18 protein-coding genes are annotated in these 22,687 nt (G+C 40.9%); all 18 read left to right on the plus strand.

The genetic code is table 11. The annotated features are described in order from the left end of the window. Nucleotides 1-437: 437 nt before the first annotated feature. The 18 genes from NE848_RS05320 (at nt 438) to NE848_RS05405 (ending at nt 22,653) form a co-directional block, all read left to right on the plus strand. Nucleotides 438-1,013: a hypothetical protein gene (locus NE848_RS05320; RefSeq protein ID WP_252111188.1), complete on the plus strand. Its 576-nt coding sequence runs from the start codon at nt 438-440 to the stop codon at nt 1,011-1,013. A gap of 217 nt (nt 1,014-1,230) precedes the next feature. Beyond that, complete coding sequence (locus NE848_RS05325) at nt 1,231-1,614, plus strand: DUF4242 domain-containing protein (RefSeq protein WP_252111189.1); 384 nt, start codon at nt 1,231-1,233, stop codon at nt 1,612-1,614. Nucleotides 1,615-1,766: 152 nt separating this feature from the next. Further along, entirely contained in the window at nt 1,767-2,690 is a 924-nt protein-coding gene (queG, locus tag NE848_RS05330) for a tRNA epoxyqueuosine(34) reductase QueG (RefSeq protein ID WP_252111190.1), read from the plus strand. A 55-nt stretch (nt 2,691-2,745) separates the two neighbouring features. Then, nucleotides 2,746-5,034: an NADP-dependent malic enzyme gene (locus NE848_RS05335; RefSeq protein ID WP_252111191.1), complete on the plus strand. Its 2,289-nt coding sequence runs from the start codon at nt 2,746-2,748 to the stop codon at nt 5,032-5,034. Between the two features lie 85 nt (nt 5,035-5,119). Next, nucleotides 5,120-5,701 carry a Holliday junction branch migration protein RuvA gene (gene ruvA / locus NE848_RS05340; protein WP_252111192.1) on the plus strand — a complete coding sequence of 194 codons (582 nt, stop codon included), beginning with the start codon at nt 5,120-5,122 and terminating at the stop codon, nt 5,699-5,701. Between the two features lie 26 nt (nt 5,702-5,727). Beyond that, nucleotides 5,728-12,861 (plus strand): T9SS outer membrane translocon Sov/SprA, encoded by a 7,134-nt coding sequence (gene sov / locus NE848_RS05345; protein WP_252111193.1) that lies wholly within the window; start codon nt 5,728-5,730, stop codon nt 12,859-12,861. A 61-nt stretch (nt 12,862-12,922) separates the two neighbouring features. Further along, nucleotides 12,923-13,303 carry a glycine cleavage system protein GcvH gene (gcvH, locus tag NE848_RS05350; protein ID WP_252111194.1) on the plus strand — a complete coding sequence of 127 codons (381 nt, stop codon included), beginning with the start codon at nt 12,923-12,925 and terminating at the stop codon, nt 13,301-13,303. Continuing rightward, nucleotides 13,293-13,691: a VanZ family protein gene (locus NE848_RS05355; RefSeq protein ID WP_252111195.1), complete on the plus strand. Its 399-nt coding sequence runs from the start codon at nt 13,293-13,295 to the stop codon at nt 13,689-13,691. Before gcvH ends, NE848_RS05355 begins: the two co-directional genes overlap by 11 nt. Nucleotides 13,692-13,811: 120 nt before the next feature. Then, nucleotides 13,812-14,534: an energy transducer TonB gene (locus NE848_RS05360; protein ID WP_252111196.1), complete on the plus strand. Its 723-nt coding sequence runs from the start codon at nt 13,812-13,814 to the stop codon at nt 14,532-14,534. Between the two features lie 110 nt (nt 14,535-14,644). Further along, complete coding sequence (locus NE848_RS05365; RefSeq protein ID WP_252111198.1) at nt 14,645-15,367, plus strand: energy transducer TonB; 723 nt, start codon at nt 14,645-14,647, stop codon at nt 15,365-15,367. Nucleotides 15,368-15,484: 117 nt separating this feature from the next. Continuing rightward, nucleotides 15,485-17,608, plus strand: a complete 2,124-nt coding sequence (locus NE848_RS05370; RefSeq protein ID WP_252111200.1) for a gliding motility protein RemB — start codon at nt 15,485-15,487, stop codon at nt 17,606-17,608. Between the two features lie 88 nt (nt 17,609-17,696). Further along, complete coding sequence (gene cyoE, locus NE848_RS05375) at nt 17,697-18,599, plus strand: heme o synthase (RefSeq protein WP_252111202.1); 903 nt, start codon at nt 17,697-17,699, stop codon at nt 18,597-18,599. Continuing rightward, on the plus strand, nt 18,590-19,171 hold the full coding sequence (locus tag NE848_RS05380; RefSeq protein WP_252111204.1) for a cytochrome c oxidase subunit 3: 582 nt from the start codon (nt 18,590-18,592) through the stop codon (nt 19,169-19,171). Before cyoE ends, NE848_RS05380 begins: the two co-directional genes overlap by 10 nt. A gap of 45 nt (nt 19,172-19,216) precedes the next feature. After that, entirely contained in the window at nt 19,217-20,197 is a 981-nt protein-coding gene (locus NE848_RS05385) for a cytochrome c oxidase subunit 3 (RefSeq protein ID WP_252111206.1), read from the plus strand. A gap of 17 nt (nt 20,198-20,214) precedes the next feature. Then, nucleotides 20,215-20,583 carry a cytochrome C oxidase subunit IV family protein gene (locus NE848_RS05390; protein ID WP_252111208.1) on the plus strand — a complete coding sequence of 123 codons (369 nt, stop codon included), beginning with the start codon at nt 20,215-20,217 and terminating at the stop codon, nt 20,581-20,583. 168 nt (nt 20,584-20,751) lie between these two features. Further along, the gene (locus NE848_RS05395; protein WP_252111210.1) at nt 20,752-21,384 is read left to right on the plus strand and encodes a thioredoxin domain-containing protein; all 633 of its coding nucleotides are present in this window, start codon (nt 20,752-20,754) and stop codon (nt 21,382-21,384) included. Between the two features lies 1 nt (nt 21,385). Then, nucleotides 21,386-22,117, plus strand: a complete 732-nt coding sequence (locus NE848_RS05400; protein WP_252111212.1) for an SCO family protein — start codon at nt 21,386-21,388, stop codon at nt 22,115-22,117. After that, the gene (locus NE848_RS05405) at nt 22,114-22,653 is read left to right on the plus strand and encodes a DUF420 domain-containing protein (protein WP_252111214.1); all 540 of its coding nucleotides are present in this window, start codon (nt 22,114-22,116) and stop codon (nt 22,651-22,653) included. The genes NE848_RS05400 and NE848_RS05405 overlap by 4 nt, the downstream gene beginning before the upstream one ends. Nucleotides 22,654-22,687 lie beyond the last annotated feature (34 nt).

Raw genomic sequence — 22,687 nt, forward strand, 5'->3', positions numbered from 1 at the left:
GGGATAGATTTTTAACATAATTGTAAATTAACCCTTCAATTTTTCGATAAGGCAAAAAACTTATTAAAGCTTATCAAAAAACGTTCGGTAATTAGTCATCAGTAGGGTGTGAATCTGTAATGAACGTCAGCAAGCACTTTAATTTTAAACTTTTATGATAACCTTAATGATCTATGGGTATCCGAGTGGAGGGATCGGATAGTCAGTCATTAAGGTTGTTATTTATTTAATTAAAGCGTCATTATTTTTCTAAGCTCTGTTTAGATGTGATTGATCCCTGTTTATAAGAAAAGCTATTCATTAGGATTTTAAAGAAATACCGGATTTCAGGTATTTTTTAATAATTAGATAATTAAGTAATTAAAACCTTTACTTTCCCATTTCTTCCGGGCTGATTTCTTATTGCTCTGGTAATTAATCAACCAAAATTTTATATTATGAAATCAAAAAAAATTAAGCCGTTTTCCCTTATGGGGATTTCTAGAAATGCCCTGAACTTTACCCTTTTTATTGTATTTCTCGCATCGGTTCTTATTTCCTGTTCAAAGGAAAATCTGGATACTTCGCTGCAGGATGTAGAATCGGCCGATTTGAAAATTGGTGTTGAACTAGAAACTACCCAGGAGCAACTTGACCGACTTACACAAAAAATGCGTCGTTTTCACAATATTCAGGTAGCCATGGCCCAGGGCTGGGATTTTGATCTTACAGGCAATATTCCCAATATGGGGCATCATTATGTCAATGAGGATCTACTCGATGGAACTTTTGAGCTTTTGAAACCTGAAGCACTTTTATACATTGAAGATGAAAATGACAACTGGATGTTTGTTGGTGTGGAGTATCTCGTTCTAATGGAGGAAATGGAAGATCCATCTACTCCTCCTGAAGGATTTATAGGGGACGAAGATGAATGGACCATCGTAGGACCATTCTGGACTTTACATGCCTGGGTTGGTGTTGAAAATCCGGATGGTGTTTTTAATCCGACCAATTCTAATGTTCCAGAATAAGTTTTGGAAAGGTTAAGCTTAGTGTTGAGGAAATCAATAGGTACTATATGAACCTGATAAAAGCCGAAGCTCCAAGTTTCGGCTTTTTAATACAAAATATTCCTGGGTAATTTCTAAACTGAAATTGTCTTAAAAAAACTGATTTACTTGTAAATGGTTGAATTTCAGATTTTTGTTTAAATTTAATCGTAATTAACCAACCAAAAATTTATTTATTATGAAAAGTTTACAAGCATTAATTCTGGTCCTGCTATTTTGCGTTCAGTTTGGAATGGCTCAGGAGAAAAAGTCAAAAGATCACGAAGGCGATAAGGCATTAACCACCTATGTAATTGAACGGGAGATTCCTGATATAGGAGAATCAACACCGGCTGACCTTACAGGGATTTCTCAGAAATCCTGTAGTGTCCTGAAAGAAATGGATGCAGATAAAATTCAATGGATTCACAGTTATGTTGCTGAAAATAAGATCTATTGTATTTATAAGGCAGAAAATGAAGATTTACTGAGAGAACATGCCAGTAAAGGAGGATTTCCAATAAATTCGATAAGCGTTGTTTCTGATGTAATAAGCCCTAAAACGGCTGAAGGTCAGAAATGATCAATATATTGATCGGTAGAGAGCCCTGTTTATCAGACAGGGCTTTTTTATTTCTCTGAAATTATCTCGAACATTAAATTTTATTAGTATCAGCTTTTATACTTTTACAATTCATCTGGGTAGAAGTGAAGCCCTAATGTAAGTCTAATTTTATGGATCTTAAGCGAAAGCATTCTGAACTTATAAAATCTGAGGCTAAACGCCTGGGCTTTCTTTCCTGTGGGATTTCCAAAGCTGAATTTATGGAGGAAGAGGCACCACGGCTGGAAAACTGGCTCGAGCAGAATATGCATGGAGAAATGCGTTATATGGAAAACTACTTCGATAAACGTCTCGATCCAACGAAACTAGTCCCGGGCTCCAGGAGTGTGATCTCTCTTTTGCTTAATTATTATCCTCGTGAATTCCAGAATAAGGATTCTTATAAGATCAGTAAGTACGCTTACGGCCGGGATTATCATTTTGTGATTAAAGACAAATTGAAGCAATTGCTGGCTTCTCTTCAGGAAGAAATCGGCGATTTTCATGGTCGTGCTTTTGTAGATTCTGCCCCGGTTCTCGATAAGGCCTGGGCGGCTAAAAGCGGATTGGGATGGATTGGCAAGCATTCAAATCTGCTTTCTAAGAAAACGGGCTCGTTTTATTTTATAGCGGAATTAATCGTGGATCTGGAACTTGAATACGATACCCCGGTTACCGATCACTGCGGTAGCTGTACTGCTTGCATCGATGCCTGCCCAACAAATGCTATTGTTGAGCCTTATAAGGTTGATGGGAGCAAATGCATCTCCTATTTTACGATAGAATTAAAGGATGAACTGCCTTTGTCTTACAAAGATCAGTTTGAGGACTGGATGTTTGGTTGTGATATTTGCCAGGATGTTTGTCCCTGGAATCGTTTTTCAAAGCCACACAATGAGCCTTTATTTGACCCGCATCCACATCTTTTAGATTATGAAAAAAAGGACTGGGAAGAGATCACCAGGGAAACTTTTAATGAAATATTCAGAAAATCTGCCGTTAAAAGAACCAAATTTGAAGGCCTGAAAAGAAATATCAGCTTTTTAAAGGAATAGATTTCTATTTAACTTCAGCCTTACTACCTTTGTTAGTCAGCCAAACAATTGAATTATGAGTAATACTTCCAGAAAGAGAAGAGAGGCTTTGGTTTACCACGCTAAACCGAAACCAGGAAAGATCCAGATAGTACCCACCAAGAAATATGCAACCCAAAGAGATCTCTCCCTGGCATATTCCCCAGGAGTGGCAGAACCATGTCTGGAGATCGAAAAGGATAAGGAGAATGCCTATAAATATACAACCAAGGGAAATCTTGTAGCGGTAATTTCCAATGGTACTGCGGTACTTGGATTAGGTGATATTGGACCCGAGGCTTCCAAGCCCGTAATGGAAGGGAAAGGTCTTTTGTTTAAAATATTCGCGGATATCGATGTTTTTGATATCGAGGTAGATACAAAGGATGTTGACAAATTCATAGAGACCGTTAAAAATATCGCACCGACCTTTGGAGGTATCAACCTTGAAGATATTAAAGCTCCCGAGGCTTTCGAGATCGAACAGCGATTAAAGGCTGAGCTGGATATTCCGGTGATGCATGACGACCAGCATGGTACAGCGATAATTTCTGCTGCTGCCTTACTTAATGCGCTGGAACTGGCAAAAAAGAAGATTGAAAAAGTGAAGATCGTGGTCAGTGGTGCAGGTGCAGCAGCTGTCTCCTGTACAAAGTTGTATAAGGCTTTTGGCGCGAAGGCTGAGAATATCGTGATGCTCGATAGTAAAGGAGTGATTCGTAAAGACAGGGATAATCTTTCAGAAGAAAAAGCTGAATTCGCCACGGCCCGAAAAATAGATACCCTGGAAGAGGCTATGAAGAATGCCGATGTCTTCGTGGGACTTTCTATTGCCAACATCGTTTCCCCAGAGATGCTGAAAAGCATGTCTAAAAGACCTATTGTTTTTGCCATGGCCAATCCAAACCCGGAGATAGATTATGACCTGGCTATGAAAACCAGGAAAGATATCATCATGGCTACGGGCCGAAGTGACCATCCTAACCAGGTGAATAATGTACTTGGTTTTCCGTTCATATTCCGCGGAGCTTTAGATGTACGCGCCACTAAGATAAATGAAGAGATGAAAATGGCTGCGGTAGAGGCTTTGGCAGAGCTTGCCAAAGAGGCCGTTCCGGAACAAGTGAATATAGCTTATGGCGAGACCCGCCTTAATTTTGGACCTGATTATATCATACCAAAACCTTTTGACCCAAGGCTAATAGCTAAAGTACCGCCGGCAGTGGCTAAAGCAGCTATGGAGAGTGGGGTGGCACGTCAGGATATTCAGGACTGGGATAAGTATGAAGAGGAGCTTCTCGAAAGAATGGGTAACGACAATAAGATCACCCGTTTGCTAATAAACCGTGCCAAGACCAATCCAAAAAGAATTGTATTTGCTGAAGCCGATCATCTGGATGTTCTTAAGGCAGCCCAGATCGTAAGGGATGAGGGGATAGGTATTCCTATCCTTCTGGGTAGAAGAGAAGTGATAAAGGAACTGATGGCCGAGATCGATTTTGAAGAAGATGGCATTTCAATCATAGATTCAAAATCTGATGAGGAAGAGGAACATCGAAAACTTTATGCTCATAAATACTGGCAAACCCGACACAGAAACGGGGTGACGAAATACGATGCCGAGAAACTGATGCGGGAGCGCAACTATTTCGCAGCTATGATGGTTAATGAAGGTGATGCCGATGCACTTCTTTCTGGCTACTCCAGGGCTTATCCTACGGTTGTGAAACCAATGCTGGAGCTTATCGGGATGGCAAAAGGCGTATCACGAGTAGCGGCTACCAACGTGATGAACACCTCACGTGGACCTTTATTTATTAGTGATACCTCGATAAATATTGATCCTCCGGCGAAGGATCTTGCAAAGATCGCTCAAATGACGGCCCGTACCGTTCAGCTATTCGGCATGGAGCCTGTGATCGCTATGATTTCCTATGCGAACTTCGGATCTTCAAAAGATCCGAAAGCCAAAAAAGTGAAGGAAGCCGTGGCGTATTTACATAGATTCCATCCGGAATTGAAGGTGGACGGGGAACTTCAGACAGATTTTGCATTGAACCGTGAGATGCTTCAAAGCAAATTTCCATTTTCAAAACTGGCTGGTAAAAAAGTGAACACCCTTATTTATCCAGATCTTGATTCGGCAAATAGCACCTACAAACTCATCAAGGAATTAAATAATGTAGATTCCATAGGACCTATTATGATGGGGATGAAAAGGCCCGTGCATATTTTACAGCTTGGAGCCAGTGTGGAAGAAATGGTGAATATGGCTGCTGTGGCTGTGGTGGATGCTCAGGAAAAGGAGAAAAGAATGAAAAAATAGGCCTGATGGCAGAATTAAAAGGCCGGGAGCTCATTTCGGCCTTTGGTTTATTTTACTACATTTGAATTGAACACAAGTTTTTTTCATGATTCATCATCTTAAGGGGCAATTAATTGAAAAAAATCCAACTTATGTTGTTATAGATTGCAATGGAGTTGGATACTTAGTAAATATTTCACTTCATACTTATTCGCTAATTCCAGATTCTGAAGCCATTAGTTTATATACTTATCTTCAGGTAAAGGAAGATGCACATACTTTATATGGTTTTGCTGAAAAGTCTGAAAGGGAAATATTCAAATTACTCATTTCCGTTTCTGGAGTTGGTACCAGCACAGCCCGCACCATGCTTTCTTCACTTCATCCGAAAGAGGTGTCTGAAGCTATCGCTACGGGAGATGTGCCTACCATTCAAAGCGTAAAAGGAATTGGAGCAAAAACTGCTCAGAGGGTGATTTTAGACCTCAAGGATAAAGTTCTGAAAGTGCTTGGAGACGATGAAGTTTTCGTGTCTCAAAACAATACTAACAAAGAAGAAGCGTTATCAGCTTTAGAGATCTTAGGTTATAACCGGCGCCAGGCAGGCAAGGTTGTAGACAAGATCCTTAAAGAGGATCCCGAATCTACCGTAGAATCTATTATAAAACTGGCTCTTAAAAAGCTGTAAGTAAATTGAGGAACAACTACCTTAAATTGTCTGTACCGGTACGCCTTACTTTCCTGATATTACTGGTATTTTCGCTGGATTCTGTGGCTCAGGAAACGCCGCAGGATACCACCGCGACTGGCTATGTACTGGGTGATATCAGCCTTCCAGATCCAGAAAGTATCGTTTCTAAATACGAGTACGACCCTATTCTTGACCGTTATTTCTATAAAGAAAGCCTTGGAGATATAAATCTGGGCCTGCCTCTTGTACTTACTCCTGAAGAATTCGAAGATCTTGTACTGGATGAGGAAATGCGTAACTACTTCAAACTTAAGAATGACGCGCTTACAGGTAGGAAAGAGGGATCGGAAGATATTCAACGCGATCTGTTGCCAGATTTTTATGTGAACAATAACTTTTTTGAGACCATTTTTGGCGGAACCGAAATTGATATAGTCCCCCAGGGTTCGGTGGAAATGGATCTTGGCTTGCTATTTACTAAACAGGATAATCCCGCATTTTCACCCAGAAACAGAAGAAACCTTTCCTTTGATTTTGATCAGCGTATAAGCCTGAGTCTTCTTGGACAAATTGGAGAGAGGCTGCAAGTGACCGCGAATTATGATACCGAGTCCACCTTTGATTTTCAGAATCAGTTGAAGCTGGAATATACGCCCAATGAAGATGATATTGTACAGAAGATCGAGGTTGGTAATGTAAACATGCCACTCAATAATGCCCTGATCCAGGGTGCCCAGAGCCTTTTTGGTTTCAAGACCGAACTTCAGTTCGGGAAGACCAGGATCACCGGTGTGTTTTCTGAACAAAAGTCTGAAAGAAGAACCGTGAACGTTGAAGGCGGCGCAACGGTGGAAGAATTCGAAAAGTTCGCTTTGGATTACGATCAGGACCGGCACTTTTTCCTTTCGCATTATTTCCGGGATAATTATGATGAGGCCTTAAGGAATTATCCCTTTATAAATTCCAATATTCAGATTAAAAGGATTCAGGTCTGGATAACCAACAGGACCAATAATATTCAGAACCTTACCGATACAAGGAATATTGTTGCCATTCAGGATCTTGGAGAAACGAATGTTCCGGGAAATATTGGTCTCGATAACCCACCAGGAGGATTCTTTAATCAGCCGACAGGGGCATTCCCGGATAACCGAAACAATGATTTTAACCCTTTCGGAATTACAGGTCCGCAGGAATCTGTGCTTACTCCTGCCATTCGAGATATAGCAACTGTTGAAAGCGGTTTTGGCGGAGTGACGGTTTCAGAAGGAACCGATTATGCAAAACTGGAAAATGCCCGCCAGCTTAAACCAAATGAATATACCGTAAACACTCAGTTAGGTTATATTTCACTTAACCAGAGGCTGAGTAATGATGAGGTGCTCGCGGTTGCATTTCAATATACCATTAACGGTGAGGTTTATCAGGTGGGTGAATTTGCGAATGACGGGGTGAATTCAACATCCAATAATCCTGAGCAGCAACCCGATACAGGTTCCAATCCAAGGGCAAATCAGAACCTTGTGGTAAAATTACTAAAAAGTACTATTACCAATGTGAATGAGCCTATCTGGGACCTGATGATGAAGAACATATACAGCCTCGGGGCATACCAGCTGGAAAGGGAAGATTTCAGGATGAATATTCTTTATACAGATCCACAACCTTTAAACTATATAAAACCGGCCGAAGGAACCACCCTGCCGCCAGATGTTGCCGAGACACCATTGCTTAGGGTTTTCAGATTAGACCAGTTAAATACTAATAATGATCCCATCAATGGGGGCGACGGTTTCTTTGATTATGTGCCACAGATAACCATAGATCCACAGAATGGTAATATCATATTTACCACGGTAGAACCATTCGGAAAACACCTGTTTGATAAACTGGACGAAACACCCAATACAGGAACTGAAGATTATACCATTCCCGAAACCTGGAATGAGAACCAGCAGAAATATGTGTTCCGTGCGATGTATCGCACTACAAAAACCCAGGCAGAGCAGGAGGAGGCCGATAAGAACAAATTCCAGTTAAAGGGTAGGTACAAATCGGCGGAGGTGGAAGGTATCCCTATTGGTTTCAATTTACCACCGGGATCTGTTACGGTTACTGCCGGTGGAAGAATACTTCAGGAAGGAGTGGATTATGTGGTGAACTATGAGCTGGGAAGGGTGCAGATACTTGACGAGGCCTTATTGGCTTCAGATATCCCCATCCAGGTGAATACTGAAAACAATGCCTTATTCGGTCAGCAGACCAAACGATTTACAGGGATAAACGTGGAGCACCAGTTCAATGAGAACTTTCTTATTGGCGGTACTTTTATCAATCTTAAAGAGCGACCGCTAACACAAAAGGCAAATTATAGTTACGAACCGATAAATAATACCATCCTCGGGCTGAATTTAAATTACAGTACCGAAGTTCCTTTTCTTACAAGACTGGTAAATAAATTACCGAATATCGATACCGATGTGAAATCGAACGTTTCTGTGCGGGGTGAATTTGCTTATTTGATCCCCGGGGCACCAGCAACCAACGATTTTGATGGTAAGGCTACGACCTATATTGATGATTTCGAAGCTTCACAAACCTCTATTGATATAAGCAATCCTTTGAGCTGGGAGCTTTCCAGTACTCCTATCGGTTACGGAGGTGAGCTTCCCAACGGTGATCTGGGAGTTGGATACAAAAGGGCAAAACTGGCCTGGTATACCATAGACCCTATCTTTTACAGCAATAGAAGGCCTTCCGGAATCAGTGATTCTGATATATCGACTTATGCTGCCAGAAGGGTGGCTTTAAACGAGATTTTCCCGAATACGGATGTGGTTCAGGGACAGCCACAGGTTGTTTATACAATGGATGTGGCATACAACCCAACAGAAAGGGGACCATACAACTATAATCCCGCTGCTGCAGGTACAAACAATCTTCCAAATCCGGGGAGTAATTTTGGTGGGATCATGCGGTCTATCAATACCACCAATTTTGAGCAGTCAAATGTTGAGTATATACAGTTCTGGGTGATGGATCCGTATATCTATCCTGAAAATTCAGGTAGCCAGGGAGGGAGCATTAATTTTAACCTCGGTAATATTTCGGAAGACGTCCTGAAGGATGGGCGTAAGCAATATGAGAATGGCTTGCCTGAAGGGGAAGGAGAAGCTAATATTATTAGTACGTCAGTTGCGGATGTTCCGGCCGATCAGTCACTGGTTTATGCATTTGATACCGAAGGTGATGCGAGAACCCGTCAGGATGCCGGTTACGATGGTATCCTTGATGCGGAAGAGGCTACAAGATTTAGTGATTTTGCAGGTCTTCCCGATCCGTCTGCGGATAACTATGAATATTTTCTCAATACAGAAGGGAATATCCTGGAGCGTTACCGAAACTATAATGGAACACAGGGCAACTCACCTACGCAGGTGACCGATACCAACCGTGGGAATACCACCCTGCCTACTACCGAAGATATCAACCGGGACAATACGATGAACACCATTAACAGCTATTTTGAGTATGAGGTGCCTTTCTTCCCGGGGATGAATATCGATAATAACCAGTATATAACTGATGTTAAGGAAATAACGACTACTCTTAGAAACGGACAGGAACTTCCCGTTAGATGGCTTCAGTTCAAGGTGCCGATCTTTGAACCAACGGAAGCTGTAGGTGGAATTGCCGACTTCAGATCTATTCGTTTTATAAGGATGTACCTTTCCGACTTTCAGGATCCCACCTTGTTGAGATTCGGAACCATGGATCTGGTGCGAGGAGATTACCGAAGATATACTCAGAGTCTTTTTGAGGACGAAGGCCGACCGGAAAACCCCAATACGCTTTTTGAAGTAAACGCGGTTAATATTGAAGAGAACGAAAATCGTCAGCCTATCCCTTATGTGCTTCCCCCGGGAGTTGTTCGGGAAGAGCTTTATGAGAACAATACCAATATCAGGCAGAATGAGCAGTCTCTTTCACTAAGAACCTGCGGCCTGGAGCCTCAGGATGCCAGGGCCGTTTATAAGAACTTTCAGGTGGATATGCGTCAGTATGAAAACCTGGAAATGTTCCTTCATGCTGAATCCCTTGTGAACAGGCAACCACTTAAGGATGGACAGCTGGTGGCTTTCATTAGAATGGGAACCGATTTTAGCGACAACTTCTACCAGATAGAAATTCCGTTATCTCCAACCTTATTCGGGGCTTCCACGCCTGAAGAGATCTGGCCTGAAGTGAACCGACTAAACCTCCAACTCGACTTGCTTCAACAGATTAAAACAGCGGTACTGGGAGATCCATCTCTTATTTCTACCGAGCTGAATTTCTTTACCGAAGATCTTGCCCAGATAGATGCCGAAGCTCCATATGATATGGGGCAGTTAAGACTCGGGGTAAAAGGGAATCCGAGTTTTGGAAATATCAGGCTGTTGATGCTAGGGGTTAAGAATGGTACCCGTGTAGATGGGGTTACCGATCTTTGCGGGGAAGTATGGTTCAATGAGTTAAGGCTTTCGGATCTCAAGAATGAAGGCGGCTGGGCTGGAGTTGTGAGCATGGATAGCAATCTTGCCGATTTTGCCAATATTTCGGCTACCGGAAGAAGAAGTACTGTTGGTTTCGGAAGTATTGAGCAGGGACCAAATCAGCGTAGCAGGGAAGACCTTCAGCAGTACGATATGGTCACCAATGTGAATATGGGGCAATTGCTTCCGAAGAAATGGGGGGTGAAGATCCCGGTGAACTACAGCAGGGGTGAAGAGCTTATCACTCCTAAATATGATCAGGAATTCCTTGATGTGGAACTGGATACGAGGCTGGAGAATATTTTTGATTCCGACGAAAGAGATGCGGTTAAAAAACAATCTCAGTCTTATACAAAAAGGGAAAGTATAAATGTAATAGGTCTTCGTAAGGAAAGAACAGGAGAGAAAAAACCTATGCCTTATGATGTTGAGAACTTTGCTTTTTCAACTTCCTATAATCAGATAAATCATCGTGATTTTGAGGTGGAGGAAAGCCTGGATCAGAGTATACGGGTTGGTGGAACTTATGAGTTCAATTTCCCGGAAAAATCTGTTGAGCCACTTAAGAAGATCACGGTGCTGGATAGCAGTGATTATTTTGCACTGCTAAGGGATTTTAATTTCAATTACCTGCCTTCAAATATCAATGCCAGTTCTAATATTTTCAGGCAGTATAATCAGCAAAAGTTCAGGTCGCTAGATCTTAGTGAAAATGATATTGGCATTCCTACCCTTTACCAGAGAAATTATTTGTTTGACTGGCAGTATGGGATCAATTATAATCTTACAAGGTCGCTGAGTTTTGCATTTAATGCCAGCAATAACAGGATCATTAGAAATTATATAGATGAAGAAGGCTTTGCCAACAACAGCATTGGCCTTTGGGACGATTTCTTCAATATAGGTGAGCCTAACCAGCATTACCAGACCTTGCAGGTGAATTATCAGGTGCCTTTTGATAAGATCCCGGTATTAAGGTTTATCAAGGCGACCTATTCCTATACGGGAGATTTCCAGTGGCAAAGGGGCTCGCAGATCTTTGATCAGCTGGAAGGTATTCCTGACCTGGGAAACAGTGTTCAAAACTCGAATACCCACCAGATTAATGCTAATCTCAATATGCAGGATTTGTACAATTATGTAGGGCTTGTGGAGAAAAAATCTCAAAGGGCTGGTAAGAGCATCAGGGAAAGAAGCCGGGGTGTGCCAACTCTGGGTCCACCGAATGAGGATGAAGAGCAGGAGGAAAATAAACCGCAGCCCAAGGCGAACAAAGGCTACAATACTTTTGTGAATATCGTTACGGGAATTAAGAGTTTACAGGTAAATTACCGGAACAGCCGCGGAATATTTCTTCCGGGCTATACTCAGAGTGTCGGATTTATGGGAACCTTCAGGCCTAGTGCTGCCTTTACTTTCGGATTCCAGGATGAGATACGCTATATGGCGGCAGAAAGAGGCTGGCTAACACTTTATCAGAATTTCAATCAGCAATACAGCTCTGTTGAGAACGAACAGCTGGATGCCCAGGCAACTCTTGATTTTCTACCCGATCTTACAATTGAACTATCCGGCAGAAAGAATTATGCGGAAAATTATTCCGAAAACTACAAAGTAGATCCGGTGACACTCGAATATAAAGCCTTGACTCCCTATACATACGGGAATTTCAATATTTCAACTATCCTTATAAAAACTGCATTCAGCCAGTCGACCGAAACCAGTTCAGAGGCGTTCCAGACCTTCAGGGAGAACAGGCTGGAGATTGCCCGCAGGCTGGCAGCAGCAAGAGGACTTGATCCTAACGATGTAGGTGAAGATGGTTACCCTAGAGGGATAGGAAGGTCTAATCAGGCAGTATTGCTTCCGGCTTTCATTTCGGCTTATTCAGGGAAAGACGCAGGTAAAGTTAAACTGGGGCCTTTCAGGGATACTCCGCTGCCTAACTGGACGGTAAAATATACCGGCTTGATGAGGCTTGGATGGTTTAGGGATAAATTCAGAAGATTCTCCATAAATCATGGATACAGGTCAGATTATACATTGAATCAGTTCCAGACCAATCTGGATTATGATTCTGAAAATCCTGAAGAACTGAATCAGGCTGGAGACTTTAAGAATCCGATCCTCTATTCTAATGTGGTGCTAACCGAACTCTTTACACCGCTCGCACGTATAGATTTTGAAACGAAAGGGAATATTCAGGTGCTTGCACAGCTTGAAAAAGACCGGTCCTTAGCCTTCAGTTTTGATAATAATCTTCTCACAGAATATAGTGGTAATGAGTATACACTTGGGCTTGGCTACAGGTTAAAAGATCTGAAGATTTCGACTGGCCTGGGTGGTAGAAACCGTATTTTGAGTAGTGATCTTAATTTTAAGGCTGATGTGTCCTATAGAAAGAATCGTACAATAGTGCGTTACCTTGATCTTGAGAATAATCAAACCATTTCGGGTCAGGATATCTGGGCTATAAACTTCACGGCAGATTATGGTCTTACCAGGAATCTTACTGCGAGGTTCTATTACGATCATAGTTTCTCAGAATATGCAGTTTCAACAGCATTTCCTCAAACAACCATCAGGTCTGGGATCACTTTGATATATAATTTCGGAAATTAACGGGGGCATATTTGAACAATTCCGCTAAAAAGCTAACTTTGCGGTCTTATAATACTAAACTATGAACATTCCACAAGAATTAAAGTACACAAAAGACCACGAGTGGGTTAAGATAGAAGGTGATACCGCAACCATCGGAGTTACAGATTTTGCCCAGGGAGAACTTGGGGATATCGTATATGTTGAGGTAGAAACCCTTGATGAAACTCTTGAGAAAGAGGAAGTTTTTGGAACGGTAGAAGCAGTTAAGACGGTATCTGATCTTTTTATGCCTGTCTCGGGAGAAATCATTGAATTTAATGATAGCCTTGAAGATGAGCCCGAAAAAGTAAATAGCGATCCTTACGGAGAAGGATGGATGATCAAAGTGAAACTTTCAGACGCCTCTGAAGTTGACGAACTTTTATCTGCTGAAGAATATAAAGAAGTAATTGGTAGCTAGAATACTCTTATTTGTTTCGCTGATCTACACGGGTGCCATTACTTATTTCTCGTTAATAGTAATGGACTTTAAGGTTAGTTTGGCGGGATTTGATCCTACAGACAAAATGCTCCATGCCGGAGCATATTTGTTTTTAGCTCTTTTGTGGAAGCTATTCTTTGTTTTTAAACACTCTGATTTTAAGCGATATACAACCAATCTTCTATGGGTTGCATTCGCTTGTTTTGTATTTGGTATGTTAATTGAGGTTTTGCAGGGAACCCTCACCAGTTACAGGACGCCCGATTGGTGGGATGTCCTGGCTAATTCTACTGGTGTTTTACTGGCTGTTTTGCTTTTTCTCGTCATGGCGCCGACGGTAAAAAGCCTTAAGCAGAAAGTTGACTAGCTATCTTATAACCTTAATTAACTAATCTTTCTATGAAATGAGCCATACTATCATTTGGCTTTATGCTGAATATTTAATGGTGAATTACATCTGACAGATTTATTAAAACACCAAAATCAGATGAAACCTAAAAAATACCCGAAGGCCGACCTTCGTCGGCGATGGTTCCTGTTTCTTCAGATCGGACTCATTTTAGTGCTTTTTTTGACCCTTCAGGCATTCCAATGGAAGACCTATGACCAGCAACAAATAGTAGATCCTGATATCACTTATAATGATATAGAGGAAGAAACACCGCCGGTCACAGTCCTTCCCGATGTTCCTCCGCCACTTCCACCACCAAAGACCATAGTTGATGTTATAAAGGAAGTTCCCGATGATAAGGATGTGGAAGAGGATAATGTAGCGCCTACCGAAATAGATCTTGACGATCTTGTAAAGCCTTCAGAAATTGAGGAGCCAGATGATGTTGAGGATCCCGTGCATGTTCCTTTTGATTTTATTGAAGATGTGCCGGTTTTTCCAGGGTGCGAAAGCCTTTCGGAAAATGAAGAAAGAAGGAAATGCATGGGTGATGAGATTAACCGGTTTGTAAGGAATGAATTCGATACCACATTGGGAGAGGAGCTAGGGTTAACTGGTATGAATCTTGTGGTTATTAGATTTGTAGTGAACAGGCAGGGGGAGGTCGATGAGATTAAAACCCGGGCCACTCATCCTGGACTTGAAAAGGAAGCTGAACGGGTGATTGGATTGTTGCCCAAAATGCAGCCTGGTAAGCAAAGAGGAAAACCTGTACCTGTTTCTTTTACTATCCCCATACGTTTCCAGGTTCTGGACTGAAAATGATGACTTTATAAAAATACTGAGTTTTTAATCGCTTATTATCTCAGATAAATTTAATTTTTTAGAAAAAATCTTTATTTTAGCAACCCTTAACAATATAACGCATTATGGAACCGAAGAAAAATCCTAAAGCTGATTTAAACAGGAACAGAGTTCTTTTCTTGCAGCTTGGTCTTGTCGTAGTTCTATTTCTAACTTGGCAGGCAATTGAGTGGAAAACTTATGACCCTGAAAAAATAGATATAGGGCAAGTAAACATGGACGCTCTTGATGAAGAGGATGTGCCAATTACTGAAATGCAGAATACTCCGCCACCACCACCGCCACCACCGCCGGCACCAGAAGTGATCGAGGTAGTGGAAGATGAAGAAGAAGTGGAAGAGGACGAAATTCAGTCTACCGAAACCAATCTGGACGAGATCGTTGAGGTGGAAGAGGTTGTTGAGGCTCCTGTAGAAGAGGAGGTAGAAGACGTTCCGTTTGCGGTTATCGAGGATGTGCCAATCTTTCCTGGTTGTGAGAACAAAAGAAACAACGAAGAGCGTAAGAAGTGTATGAGTGAAAAGATCAGTTCGTATGTGAACAAAGAGTTCGATACAGATCTTGGGGCTGAACTTGGATTGAGTGGTATAAACCGTGTGATTGTGCAGTTTAGAATTGACGAGAAAGGAAATATTGGTCAGGTTAGAGCACGTGCTCCACACCCAAGACTTGAGCAGGAAGCTGCCAGAGTTATCAATAGCCTGCCTAAAATGAAACCAGGTAAGCAGCGTGGTAAACCGGTAGGTGTAATGTATTCGCTTCCAATTGCCTTTAAGGTTCAGGATTAATATTACTCATAAAGATATTTTTAAATCCCGGCAAACGCCGGGATTTTTTATTTTATGTAAATTCGCTTTGAGGAAAAAATGTATCTTACAAGCATTAAATAATAGCCCCCTAAGCCTATGAAGTATATAATACTTCTCTCTTTTTTAATCTTAAGTTTTCAATTATCCGCTCAGGATGCTAACCTGTCTTCTGAAGTATATCCTGAATTTGAAGACTGCGAAAATGTTGATTATAAGGATCAGGCTTTCTGCTTTAATAAGACGCTTATAAATCATATTAAAAGTAATTTCCAATTACCAGAAATTGTTCAGGCAGAAAATTATACCGGACAGCTTACCATTATTTTCGAGGTGGATGAAGAGGGGAAATTCCAGGTCATTTACCTGGATGCGGCTTATGATGAGTTAAAGGATGAGGTAAGAAGGGTTTTTGAAGAACTTCCGGTTATTAAGCCGGCAACTTATAATGGGCGGCCTGTCCATATGCAGTTCAAACTGCCATTAAAGATTCCGCTTAGTAATAATGTAATTGTTCAACCGGTTGAGGAAGAAGACGAGATAGAATTGAAAGCTGAAGAAGAGGAGCAGGATGTAATTACGGAGAATCCTCTTACCGAGTATGAAAATATAAAATCTGATGAGTTTGCAAGCCCGAGGTATACCAGTCAGATAAATATTCCGCTTTCCCATGAGTTTTACAGCAGGTTTGATGCCGAATTCAATCAGATTGGTACCAATACTCATTCGGCCTCAAAACCATTGATGTTTAATGAGGTGAACAGGTATTACGATTTTGAAGCTAACCGGGATGCCATGCTGCAAAACAGGTCTTCCTGGGCTGGAAGAAAGCTATGGAACGAACATTTAGTTAGATTTCAAACTAATGATTATTGGTTTACCCTGGATCCGGGCTTGGATCTGCAGATAGGAAAGGATTTCGAACAGGAAGATCATGATTTCACCTATAATAATGGTCGCCAGTTTATAGTTCAGGGTGGCTTAGGAGAGAAGTTTAATTTCTACTCCGTTATCTACGAAAGCCAGGGGAGGTTCGCGGAATATTATAATCGGTATGCCGAATCTATAAGGCCCGCTGGGGGTGATCCGGCTATAGTCCCGGGACGTGGAATTGCTAAAACATTCATGGATGAGGGTTATGACTATCCGGTTGCCGAAGGTTATCTTTCATTTACTCCTGCAGATTTTGTGAACATACAGTTTGGTCATGGAAATAATTTTATTGGAGATGGTTACAGGTCTTTGCTTCTAAGTGATAACCCTAGCCCGTATCCATATCTGAAACTTAATACCACTTTCTGGAAAATTAAGTATACCAACACCTGGATGTCTTTAAGAGATGTGAGGCCTGCCGTGGTAAATAGCGGATCTTTCAGAACAAAATATATCGCTAATCATTACCTGAGCTGGAATGTTACCAAACGCCTTAATCTTGGGTTTTTTGAGTCGGTAATGTGGGAAAACGATAATGATCGTGGCTTCGATCTCAATTACTTAAATCCCGTTATCTTTTACCGGGCCATTGAATTTGCCACGGGTGCTGATGGCGGGAATGCCATAATAGGGCTTACTGGAAAATATAAATTATCAAACCAGGCTTATGCCTATGGCCAGTGGCTTATTGATGAATTCTCTTCGGGTGATGTTTTTGGCGGAGAAGGCAGCTGGAAAAACAAACTTGGTTTTCAGTTAGGTCTGAAATATTTTAATGCCTTTAATGTTGATAACCTTTATTTGCAGGCTGAATACAATCAGGTAAGACCTTATACTTATTCGCATAATTCGATAACCCTGAATTACGGACATAATAACCAGTCTATGGCTCATCTTTGGGGAGCTAACTTCAGGGAGTTTGTGGGTATTGCCAGATATAAGCGGGATCGCTGGTATGGTAGCGCCAAATTGATATATGGGAAGCGAGGGTTCGATTTTACCGATTTCGGATCTAAATCCAATTACGGTCAGGATATTTACAGAACCGAGGAAGACAGGCCTTTTGAAACCGGGGTGAAAATAGGACAGGGAAATACGACCAATTCTTTTTATAGTGAATTTGAGGCTGGTTATATAATTAACCCAACCACAAATCTTAAACTTTTTGCAAGCTTTATTTACCGTGATTTCAACCCTCAAATTAATACGCCGGCTAATTTTGAGAATTCAACAGCCTGGATCAACATTGGATTGAGAACAGATATCTTTAACTGGTATTTTGATTATTAATGATTTTTCCTGCTGAAAATTAACACATTGCCTTTCTTGTTAAAACCCAATTAAGGAGTATCTTTGCGCCAGTTAAAAAATAGCTTTTTTGAGCAACACTCGCGTACATAGTTCCAGCGCTTCAATCCTGTCAGATTTTAAGGAAATAACCAAGATGAGACTAGCAATCAGTGTGGTCTTCTCATCTGTAGCGGGATATTTTCTGGGTGCCGATAATATCGACTTTGTGGTAGTTACCTTGTTGGCTATTGGAGGGTATCTTATGGTTGGTGCTTCCAATGCCTATAATCAGATCATTGAGCGTAACCTGGATGCCTTGATGGACCGTACTAAGAACCGTCCGTTGCCGGCAGGAAGGATGTCTGTGCCTGTGGCTTTTACCATAGCCAGTATCTTCACGGTTTTAGGTCTTGTAGTACTTTATGTGATCAACCCTAAGACAGCGATGTTTGGGGCTATAAGCATTTTTCTTTATGTAAGTATCTATACTCCGCTTAAAACAAAGACGCCTTTATCGGTTTTTGTAGGAGCCTTTCCGGGAGCAATACCATTTATGTTAGGCTGGGTTGCAGCAACCGGAAGATTCAGTATTGAACCGGGAACGCTTTTCATGGTTCAGTTCTTCTGGCAGTTCCCTCATTTCTGGGCAATTGGCTGGTGGTTGTTCGATGATTATAAAAAGGGAGGTTTCTTTATGCTGCCTACCGGGAAACGTGATCGCGGGACGGCGATACAGATAATACTTTACACCTGTTGGACGATACTGGTCTCTCTAATTCCGGTTTTCGGAGTTACGGGAAAGTTGTTTTTGACTCCGGTTTCAGGAGTTATCATCTTCCTTCTGGGGCTTGGAATGCTTTATTACGCAATAAGACTCTTTAAGGAGAAAACGGCTGAAGCTGCCAAAAAGCTAATGTTTGCAAGCGTTTCTTATATAACATTGCTTCAAATTGTATATGTACTGGATAAATTTATCAGACAATGGATTTAACTCAAGGATCTAACGAAAAGAAACATGGCCGGGCCAAAAAAATGATGCTCTGGTTCGGGATTATTAGTATGGCAATGACCTTTGCCGGGCTTACCAGTGCCTATGTGGTAAGTAAAACCAGGCCCGACTGGTTAACCGATTTTGAACTGCCAATATCATTTTTGTGGAGTACCCTGGTGATCATAGCCAGTAGTGGTACTCTTGTTCTAAGCAAGCAAAGCATCGAGGCCGGGAATCGCAAGAATGCCACGGCATTCCTCATAGGTACTTTAATACTCGCTATCCTTTTCGTGGTATTTCAGTTTTACAGCTTTTCAGAGATCATACAACAGGGTTACTATTTTACGGGAAGTGAGAGTACCATCACCACCTCCTTTATCTATGTGCTCGTTCTGGCTCACCTTGCCCACCTTGCGATAGGAATAATCGTGCTTTTGGTGTTAATTTATAACCATTTTAAACAACGTTATAAACAGGGGCAAATGCTTGGATTTGAGCTAGGTGCGACTTTCTGGCACTTTGTGGACATTCTATGGCTGTACCTGATTTTCTTTTTATATTTCTTTAGATAATAAAATTGCGTATTTTTGCGCATCCTTTAACATTAAAACACTTCTATGGAGGCTACTGTTGTTAGAACAGGCACAGAAGGAAAAACCTGGGGTGGCGGAAATGATCCGCTAAAAGCAAGCTACGGAAAGATGATGATGTGGTTCTTCATCCTTTCAGATGCATTAACATTTTCAGGGTTCCTTGCCGCTTATGGTTTTTCAAGATTTAAATTTATCGATTCCTGGCCAATTGCCGATGAGGTCTTTACTCACTTCCCGTTTTTACATGGTGTAGAGGCGCCGATGTATTATGTGGCCTTGATGACCTTTATACTTATTTTTTCTTCTGTGACTATGGTATTGGCGGTAGATGCTGGTCACCATATGAAAAAAGGAAAGGTTACTCTTTATATGTTTCTTACCATCATAGGAGGACTGGTTTTCGTTGGTTCTCAGGCGTGGGAGTGGAGCACTTTCATTAAAGGTGATTATGGTGCAGTTACCACTAAAGGAGGAAATATATTGCAATTTGTGAATACTGAAGGAGAGAGAGTTGCTCTTTCTGAAATCGCAGTTCCAATTGAAGGTGCCAGGGTAGAACACGAAAGAAATAATGGGATTTGGTTTGATGCCGGGAAGGATCTTCCAGCTTATTCATTAGAAGAGATTAAAGCTGGATTTGTACAGAATGAAGATATTCTTGTAAGAACGCTAATGAATGATGAAGACGGTAATAAGATAATCCTTTCCAGGGAAGAATCCCTGATGAAACTGAATAACGAGGCGGTAGGTACTGTAGAGGGTGCGAACCTTATTCAAAATGAATATGGGCATCCGTTATTCGCAGATTTCTTTTTCTTCATTACAGGTTTTCATGGTTTCCACGTATTCTCAGGAGTAATTATCAATATAATTATTTTCTTCAATGTACTTATTGGAACCTACGAACGTCGTGGTAGTTATGAGATGGTGGAGAAAGTTGGGTTATACTGGCACTTTGTAGACCTTGTTTGGGTATTCGTATTCACATTCTTTTACCTGGTTTAATTCTGAAATAAAAAATTATGGCTCAAGATACTGCACAACATCACGATCACGGTTCAGCATCAAAAAGGATCTGGACTGTATTTGGAATCCTTTCGGTGGTAACAATAGTTGAGGTGGCGCTGGGAATTATAAAACCAACCTTCCTTACTCATACCTACCTTTTAGCAATGAAGTTGCTAAATTGGATCTTTATCATTCTTACTGTATATAAAGCATATTATATTGCCTGGGCATTCATGCACCTGGAGCATGAAACCAAGGGGCTTAGAAGAGCAGTGGTTTGGACCGGGATATTCCTTATTTGTTATCTGATCTTTATACTGCTTACCGAAGGAAACTATATTTACGAAGTATATAAGAATGGGCATGTTGCCTGGGATTTTTAACAAAAGTTAAAAGCATTTGAAAAGGCGGTTTTGTAAAACCGTCTTTTTATTTTTGTAGCCCCCTGTAAAAAGGGATCTTAGCTTAAGATTTGGACCTCCTAATTTGTTTCTGGGGAATAATATTTTTAGAGATATAAAAGAGGCCAATTAAAAGGCAAATACAAATAGATGAAAAAGTTTCTTGTTCTTGGAATTCTCTTCGCACTACCTATTACGGCATATCTGTTTTTTGCTTCAGGAAAGAACAATTTTGCCAGACTTCCCGTATTAACAGAGAAGGTGAAGGATATAAAAGATTTTAATACCAGTACAGATAGTATTATCAGTTTTGAGGATAGGATAAGCGTAGTGGCCTTCTTTGGCTCAGATTTGGATAATATCAAGGGAAATACCTTTAACCTTGATCAGAAGATTCTGGAGAAATATTATAGTTTCAATGATTTTCAATTTGTGATTATCCTTCCAAATTCAGCAAGGAATGAAACGCAAGCTTTTGTGGAAGATTTTAAAAAGATAAGTGAGTCTTCAAAATGGAAGATCGCCTATTCTTCTCCTGAAAAAATTCAGGAAGTTTTTGAAAGTTTTGAAACTCCTTATGAACTTGATGAAAATAATTACACTCCTTACGTGTTTATAGTGGATAAGGAGGCTAAACTTCGAGGAAGGGACGATGAAAAGGAAGGAAAGTTATATGGCTATGATTCGGGGGATGTTGCTGAACTTAGTAATAAGATGAATGATGATGTTAAGGTGATACTGGCTGAATATCGCCTTGCGCTAAAAAGGAATAAAAAAGATTAAGATGAAAAATTCTTATATAGGGATTTCACTTGTGATACTCGTTTTTGGGATCATTTTTATCCCAAAGATCATAGATCGTATAGGTAAGGATGAAGTGGTTTCCAGCGACAGGCTGAATGTGAAAAAGGAAAAATCTGTAGAGGTTTCTGGCGAAGAACTGGCTTATATAGTCCTGGATGGAGAAAAGAAAAAAGCCCCTCAATTTCAGTTTGTGAACCAGGATGGCGATACCATCTCTAATGAAGATTATAAAGGAAAGGTTTACCTGGTGGAGTTCTTCTTTACTACCTGTCCCACTATCTGTCCCATTATGAATAAGAACCTGGTGGAGGTTCAGGACGAATTTGAAGATGAAGAAGATTTTGGCATTGCCTCATTTACAATAGATCCTATGCATGATACTCCGGAAGTTTTAGCTGAGTATGCTGAAAACCATGGAATAGATTATCCAAACTGGAATCTTCTTACCGGGGAAAGGGAGAAGGTATATGAGCTGGCAAATCAGGGCTTCGGTATCTATGCTGGTGAGAGTGCTGAGGCTGCAGGCGGCTTTGCACATCAGGGCATGTTCGCTTTGATAGATAAGGAAGGTTATATTAGATCAAGAAGAGACGAGTTTGGTAACCCGGTTATTTATTACAGAGGCTCTGTTGAGCGAAATAAAAGTGTAGCTCGGGGAGATGAAGAGCCCCAGATTGATATGTTAATCGAGGATATAAAAAAATTGCTTTGAAAACGACTTTAAAAAAATCTGATCATATTGCCATACCGGTTATTATTGGTCTTTCTATTGCAGTTCCAATAATTGTTCTGGTTTTAATGTTGCTTCCCCAGCGCTACAATATTTTTGGAGCTGATACCTTAACCTTTCCTCTGTTCCATGCTATTCTCAATTTCGCTACGGCTGTTCTACTTATTATAGGATATTTCTTTATGAGCATTAAGAAATATGTTCAGCATAGAAATATAATGATTGCTGCCTTCGGACTTTCGGTTATATTCCTGGTAAGTTATGTTCTCTCTAAAATAAGTAACGAACCTGTGCCTTATGGAGGAGAAGGCGTTCTGAGATATGTTTATTTCTTTATCCTGATAAGCCATATTTTGCTTTCGGCTATAATAGTTCCTTTGGTATTGTTTACAATGTACAGGGGATTAAGCGGTCAGTATAACAAACATTCCAAAGTTGCCCGGTGGACTTTTCCTATCTGGCTGTATGTTGCTATAACAGGTGTCCTGGTCTTCTTGTTTATGATGCCTTATTATTAGTATTAGCGGTGATGTTTTATTAATTTTGAAAAGT

The organism is Gramella jeungdoensis (genome assembly GCF_023805255.1).
Classification (GTDB): Bacteria; Bacteroidota; Bacteroidia; order Flavobacteriales; family Flavobacteriaceae; genus Christiangramia; species Christiangramia jeungdoensis.

Bases quoted from the DNA above. Each gene is read 5' to 3' on its own strand.
- NE848_RS05320 (WP_252111188.1), top strand. From the start codon at position 438: ATGAAATCAAAAAAAATTAAGCCGTTTTCCCTTATGGGGATTTCTAGA.
- NE848_RS05325 (WP_252111189.1), top strand. From the start codon at position 1,231: ATGAAAAGTTTACAAGCATTAATTCTGGTCCTGCTATTTTGCGTTCAG.
- queG (WP_252111190.1), top strand. From the start codon at position 1,767: ATGGATCTTAAGCGAAAGCATTCTGAACTTATAAAATCTGAGGCTAAA.
- NE848_RS05335 (WP_252111191.1), top strand. From the start codon at position 2,746: ATGAGTAATACTTCCAGAAAGAGAAGAGAGGCTTTGGTTTACCACGCT.
- ruvA (WP_252111192.1), top strand. From the start codon at position 5,120: ATGATTCATCATCTTAAGGGGCAATTAATTGAAAAAAATCCAACTTAT.
- gcvH (WP_252111194.1), top strand. From the start codon at position 12,923: ATGAACATTCCACAAGAATTAAAGTACACAAAAGACCACGAGTGGGTT.
- NE848_RS05360 (WP_252111196.1), top strand. From the start codon at position 13,812: ATGAAACCTAAAAAATACCCGAAGGCCGACCTTCGTCGGCGATGGTTC.
- NE848_RS05365 (WP_252111198.1), top strand. From the start codon at position 14,645: ATGGAACCGAAGAAAAATCCTAAAGCTGATTTAAACAGGAACAGAGTT.
- NE848_RS05370 (WP_252111200.1), top strand. From the start codon at position 15,485: ATGAAGTATATAATACTTCTCTCTTTTTTAATCTTAAGTTTTCAATTA.
- NE848_RS05380 (WP_252111204.1), top strand. From the start codon at position 18,590: ATGGATTTAACTCAAGGATCTAACGAAAAGAAACATGGCCGGGCCAAA.
- NE848_RS05385 (WP_252111206.1), top strand. From the start codon at position 19,217: ATGGAGGCTACTGTTGTTAGAACAGGCACAGAAGGAAAAACCTGGGGT.
- NE848_RS05390 (WP_252111208.1), top strand. From the start codon at position 20,215: ATGGCTCAAGATACTGCACAACATCACGATCACGGTTCAGCATCAAAA.
- NE848_RS05395 (WP_252111210.1), top strand. From the start codon at position 20,752: ATGAAAAAGTTTCTTGTTCTTGGAATTCTCTTCGCACTACCTATTACG.
- NE848_RS05400 (WP_252111212.1), top strand. From the start codon at position 21,386: ATGAAAAATTCTTATATAGGGATTTCACTTGTGATACTCGTTTTTGGG.